The 4,114-nt window shown below is 36.2% G+C and carries 7 protein-coding genes; 5 read left to right on the forward strand and 2 right to left on the reverse strand.

What is annotated here, in order from left to right; translation table 11 throughout:
- Window positions 1-380 precede the first annotated feature (380 nt).
- Entirely contained in the window at window positions 381-950 is a 570-nt protein-coding gene (locus ACFIKR_RS08810) for an antA/AntB antirepressor family protein (protein WP_375659586.1), read from the forward strand.
- Between the two features lie 49 nt (window positions 951-999).
- On the opposite strand, the gene ACFIKR_RS08815 is transcribed toward ACFIKR_RS08810, so the two are convergent.
- Both ACFIKR_RS08815 and ACFIKR_RS08820 read right to left on the reverse strand, forming a co-directional pair.
- On the reverse strand, window positions 1,000-1,428 hold the full coding sequence (locus ACFIKR_RS08815; protein ID WP_375659587.1) for a type II toxin-antitoxin system HicB family antitoxin: 429 nt from the start codon (window positions 1,426-1,428) through the stop codon (window positions 1,000-1,002).
- 67 nt (window positions 1,429-1,495) lie between these two features.
- Window positions 1,496-1,687: a hypothetical protein gene (locus tag ACFIKR_RS08820; RefSeq protein WP_375659588.1), complete on the reverse strand. Its 192-nt coding sequence runs from the start codon at window positions 1,685-1,687 to the stop codon at window positions 1,496-1,498.
- Between the two features lie 300 nt (window positions 1,688-1,987).
- On the opposite strand from ACFIKR_RS08820, the gene ssb reads away from it, so the two are divergent.
- The 4 genes from ssb to ACFIKR_RS08840 all read left to right on the forward strand — a co-directional run bounded on the left by ssb (window position 1,988) and on the right by ACFIKR_RS08840 (window position 3,688).
- Window positions 1,988-2,443 (forward strand): single-stranded DNA-binding protein, encoded by a 456-nt coding sequence (gene ssb, locus ACFIKR_RS08825; protein ID WP_375659589.1) that lies wholly within the window; start codon window positions 1,988-1,990, stop codon window positions 2,441-2,443.
- Window positions 2,444-2,454: 11 nt separating this feature from the next.
- Window positions 2,455-3,003 carry a hypothetical protein gene (locus ACFIKR_RS08830; protein WP_375659590.1) on the forward strand — a complete coding sequence of 183 codons (549 nt, stop codon included), beginning with the start codon at window positions 2,455-2,457 and terminating at the stop codon, window positions 3,001-3,003.
- Window positions 3,004-3,098: 95 nt separating this feature from the next.
- Entirely contained in the window at window positions 3,099-3,356 is a 258-nt protein-coding gene (locus ACFIKR_RS08835) for an AbrB/MazE/SpoVT family DNA-binding domain-containing protein (RefSeq protein WP_375612038.1), read from the forward strand.
- Complete coding sequence (locus ACFIKR_RS08840) at window positions 3,356-3,688, forward strand: type II toxin-antitoxin system PemK/MazF family toxin (protein WP_375659591.1); 333 nt, start codon at window positions 3,356-3,358, stop codon at window positions 3,686-3,688. The genes ACFIKR_RS08835 and ACFIKR_RS08840 overlap by 1 nt, the downstream gene beginning before the upstream one ends.
- The last annotated feature ends 426 nt before the right edge of the window (window positions 3,689-4,114 follow it).

Below are 4,114 nucleotides of genomic sequence, written 5' to 3' on the forward strand. Positions count from 1 at the left end.
GAAAGCATGGGTTTACGGTGGTGCTATTCCGAAAAGCGTTCTCAATTACGAACCTCTTATAGACGAGATCAATAAAGAGATCAAAAAATTATCGAACGATTCTTGACATTATTCCTGTAATGTATATCTTCGGTATTAGGTGCCTCAAAAACACTTTAAACGAACAGCGGATAGATTGCCGACACAATTTTTCTTCCGCACATTAAAGGCTTTGACTCATTGTATGTTACACGCATATAATGATTTAGTCGGGTGTGGTTACGCTATACAATACCCTTTTATGGGAAAAGCGTAACGACGGACTGTTCGCCGTGTTTTTGAGCACCCGGCATTCTTTATTGAGTGTCAATCAAAAACGTCTAATCGAACAGGAGTTCACTATGAACACTCTTATTAAAATTACAGAACAAACGATTGATCAAGAAACAGTTCAAGCAGTAAATGCGCGTGAGTTGCATATGTTTTTAGAAGTAAAATCCGAATTTAGAAATTGGATAAAAAATCGCATTGAGGAGTATGGTTTCCTAGAAAATAAGGACTTTACAAGTTTCGCTAAAATTTTAGCGAAACCTAATGCCTCTCAAGAAAATCAAAGCTTTGTGAGTTTCGGTAAAAATTTACCGAAACCTAAAGGCGGTCGTCCAAGTACAGAATATCATCTCACTCTAGACATGGCGAAAGAGCTCTCAATGGTTGAACGCAATGAGAAAGGTAGACAGGCTCGACGCTACTTTATTGACTGTGAAAAGAAACTAAAAAACCAATCTGTTGATTATGAATTATTTTCTTATGAGTGTTTAAAAAAACCTGCAGGTATTGGAGAAATCTTAGGATTGATGATGAGACGTTTGTTAGATGCAAATGACCTCGCAAAAGAGCTTGATCATTACAAATCAGTTACAAAAGAAGCAAAACAGGTTCTAGCAAGATCTGTCGTAAAAGCCGCTTAGATTTAAGTAAAAACATCCCCTTCCCCATCTTTACAAGGTGGGGAGGAAGTTAAGCCGCGTTTTTGATTGTAATAACGACTTGCTTGCCAAGAACGCTCAGTGCTTGCTCTAATGTTTGAAGCTTAGTTGGATAATTTGGATCAAGAATGCGTCTTGCTTCTGCTTCTTTTTTACCCAAACGATTAGCCAATTCTGTTTTTGTGATATTCGCTTCATTAAAGGCTTCTACCACTGCAAGTTTAAGAGCATTCCACGCATCTACCGTGACCTTTACAAGGTCTTTATATTGCTGTGGTACTGGTAAAGGTAAACCGCGCATAGGATAGCTCCGTAATGCTAACCCTAAAGCTTCAACAGCATTCTCTAATGCCTCTGCTCTATTTTCTCCAGCTGTTATTGCTTCTGGTACATCTGGAAAGGTGACAATAAAACCACCATCTGGATCAGATTCCAGTTTTGCTTGATACGTGTATTCCATATTTAGGTCTCCTCGCCATGATCGAAATGCTTTTGAAACGAGAAATTTAAGCCATTGAGAGAATAACTCATACCCCCAACTGCTTTTTTATTATTTTCACGTAAAGTGGGGTCAATTCACCAGATTTTATAACGGTTGTCTTGTCTCCAAAAATTAGCAAATAATGTGACCCTTTACCTGCATCAGGAGCTTCACTGTAATGAATGCCTCTTTTTCTGGCTTCTTTACGTAATTCCCTAAGCAGCGCTTCTCGTTTCATTTAGCCTCCCCTTTCTGCATAAAATGAATATCGCACAAAAAGGTTCGATAGTCAACAATAAATCGAACAAAAAAGTTTGATACAGACTCTTAATGAAAGGATATTTATTGAAAAGTTAAAAGCAGAAATAAGAAAGCCGTGTCATTTGAGTGACATGGTTTTTTGATGAATAATTTGTCAAATACTATTATAATGCAATACTTAAAAAACTGTTATTAATAAACTGAAATAATTGAATAAATATGCAATTTATGCTAAGATTTTGTATGTATAAATTGCAAATCTAATGGGGCTACAAATATGCTAAATAAAGTGACGTTAATCGGGCGCCTTGGTGCTAATCCCGAAAGCAAAACAATGAATTCTGGAGCAGAAATAGTCAATTTTAGTATAGCGACTTCTGAGAGCTATACAGATAAAAAAACCAATCAAAAAGTAGAGAAAACAGAATGGCATTCCGTGGTGATTTTTAATCCACATTTGGCAAAAATTGCACTTCAATATCTAAACAAAGGTTCAAAGGTTTACATAGAAGGAAAGTTACAGACACGCAAATGGCAAGATAAAAATGGGCATGACCGTTACACAACAGAGATTGTCTTGCCACAATACAAAGGCGAGCTGTATTTGCTTGATGCAAAGAAAGATCAATCGGCATCCCCTACCCCTTCACCTATTACTTCTCAAAATTATGCTATCGCTTCAGGGGCTGCTGATCATAGTGCACTCATTAATAATGATAGCATACCATTCTGATTGAAAAAAATATGACAAAAAGAAAAAAACGTGCAAAACGTGGTCGTCCTCGGATTAAAGGATGTATCAGAGAACCAAATGGACGCATCTCACGAGCAAAAACACCGCATGAACCCATGGATAAATTGGCAATTGAAATGCGTGCCAAACGCTTCTGTTTGACCATAGAAGAGACTAAAAATCCACTTTCCAGTACCTATATTGGGCGGCTTTATTTGCAAGGCGAAATCAATCAAGACCAATATGATGCTGCGCAAAAATATCTTGAAGTGAGAAATGATTATCTCTGTGCAAAAACATTGCCTAGTGCAATTTATGATAAAATGCCCTCATCTTCTAATGAAGAAGCTAGAAAAAAATGGGTTGAATTTGCAACAAAACAATTTTTGAATATGCAAGAGGTAATAAAAGAAACACAACACCTTTACAGACAGCATAATTTTTATGCTGCGCTACAGTATCTTGTTAGTGAAGATCAAGAATTACCGTACCTTGTACCTTCATTGCGAATAGTCCTTAACGCTCTCCAGAAATATTTTAACCAAAAAAATAAATGCTAAATGTTTTACTAGTATATTTATAAAAACATCAGAAGCTCTTGAAATAGCTTTTAAAATGTTATATTTTTATATAATATTTTAGAGAGGTTGTTTTTATGCATACAACGAAATTACGTAAAGTTGGAGGGTCAGTGATGCTTTCTATACCACCTTCACTGCTTGATGTCCTTCATCTTACTGAAAATGCGCAAGTTGGTTTGACTATTGATAATGGACAATTAGTTGTGAAACCACAAACATTTCCTAATTATACTCTTGATGAATTGTTAGCCCAATGTAATCCGTCAGATGATTTTGTAGATGAGGATATAGAATGGTTTGATGCTAAACCTGTTGGTAAAGAGCTGTTGTGATGAAGCGAGGCGAAATTTGGCTAGTATCTCTTGATCCATCTTCGGGTTATGAACAAAAAGGAACGCGTCCTGTATTAATTGTATCACCGGAAGCGTTTAATCGTGTAACGAAAACACCTATTGTCTTGCCTATTACAAGCGGAGGAAATTTTGCTAGAACAGCAGGCTTTACTGTCTCATTAATGGGAGTGGGATTACATACAACGGGCATAATACGTTGTGACCAACCACGTGCTCTTGATATTGGAGCGCGTCAGGGAAAGAAAATGGAAGCAGTTCCCCCCATGATTATGAACGAAGTCCTTGCTAAGCTAGCAACATTTCTTACGTAGTTGGTTCAAATCTTTATCTCGTGCCGTAAAACATCGTTCTTTGAAACGAGGCAAAAAGCCAAGTAAAAGATTCATTTAAATGGGATTATTATTGCATCTCTTGTTTATCTGAATACTAAGTTTAGATTTTTAAAAACAAAAAATGTACAAAATATAAATTTTTTCTCTTGACAATGTGTAAAAATTTTTATTTAATGGTTGTGCTGTCTCTAGGTGTATTGCGTCTAAAATTCAAAGATACCCCCTAAAATTTGATAAAATCTTAAGCTTTCAAAAGGGCTTAAATTGCTGTTTTTATTGATAAAACAGACTAATCTATTTTGCACATATCAAAAGCCATTCAGTAACCAATGATGTCATTAATTATGACTCAAAAGGAGCAATGATGAAAGCTGTCATCACTAAGCCAATGTGTGTTGTTGGAGA

Source organism: Bartonella sp. MR30HLJHH, assembly GCF_042194195.1.
In the GTDB taxonomy this organism is placed as follows: domain Bacteria; phylum Pseudomonadota; class Alphaproteobacteria; order Rhizobiales; family Rhizobiaceae; genus Bartonella; species Bartonella grahamii.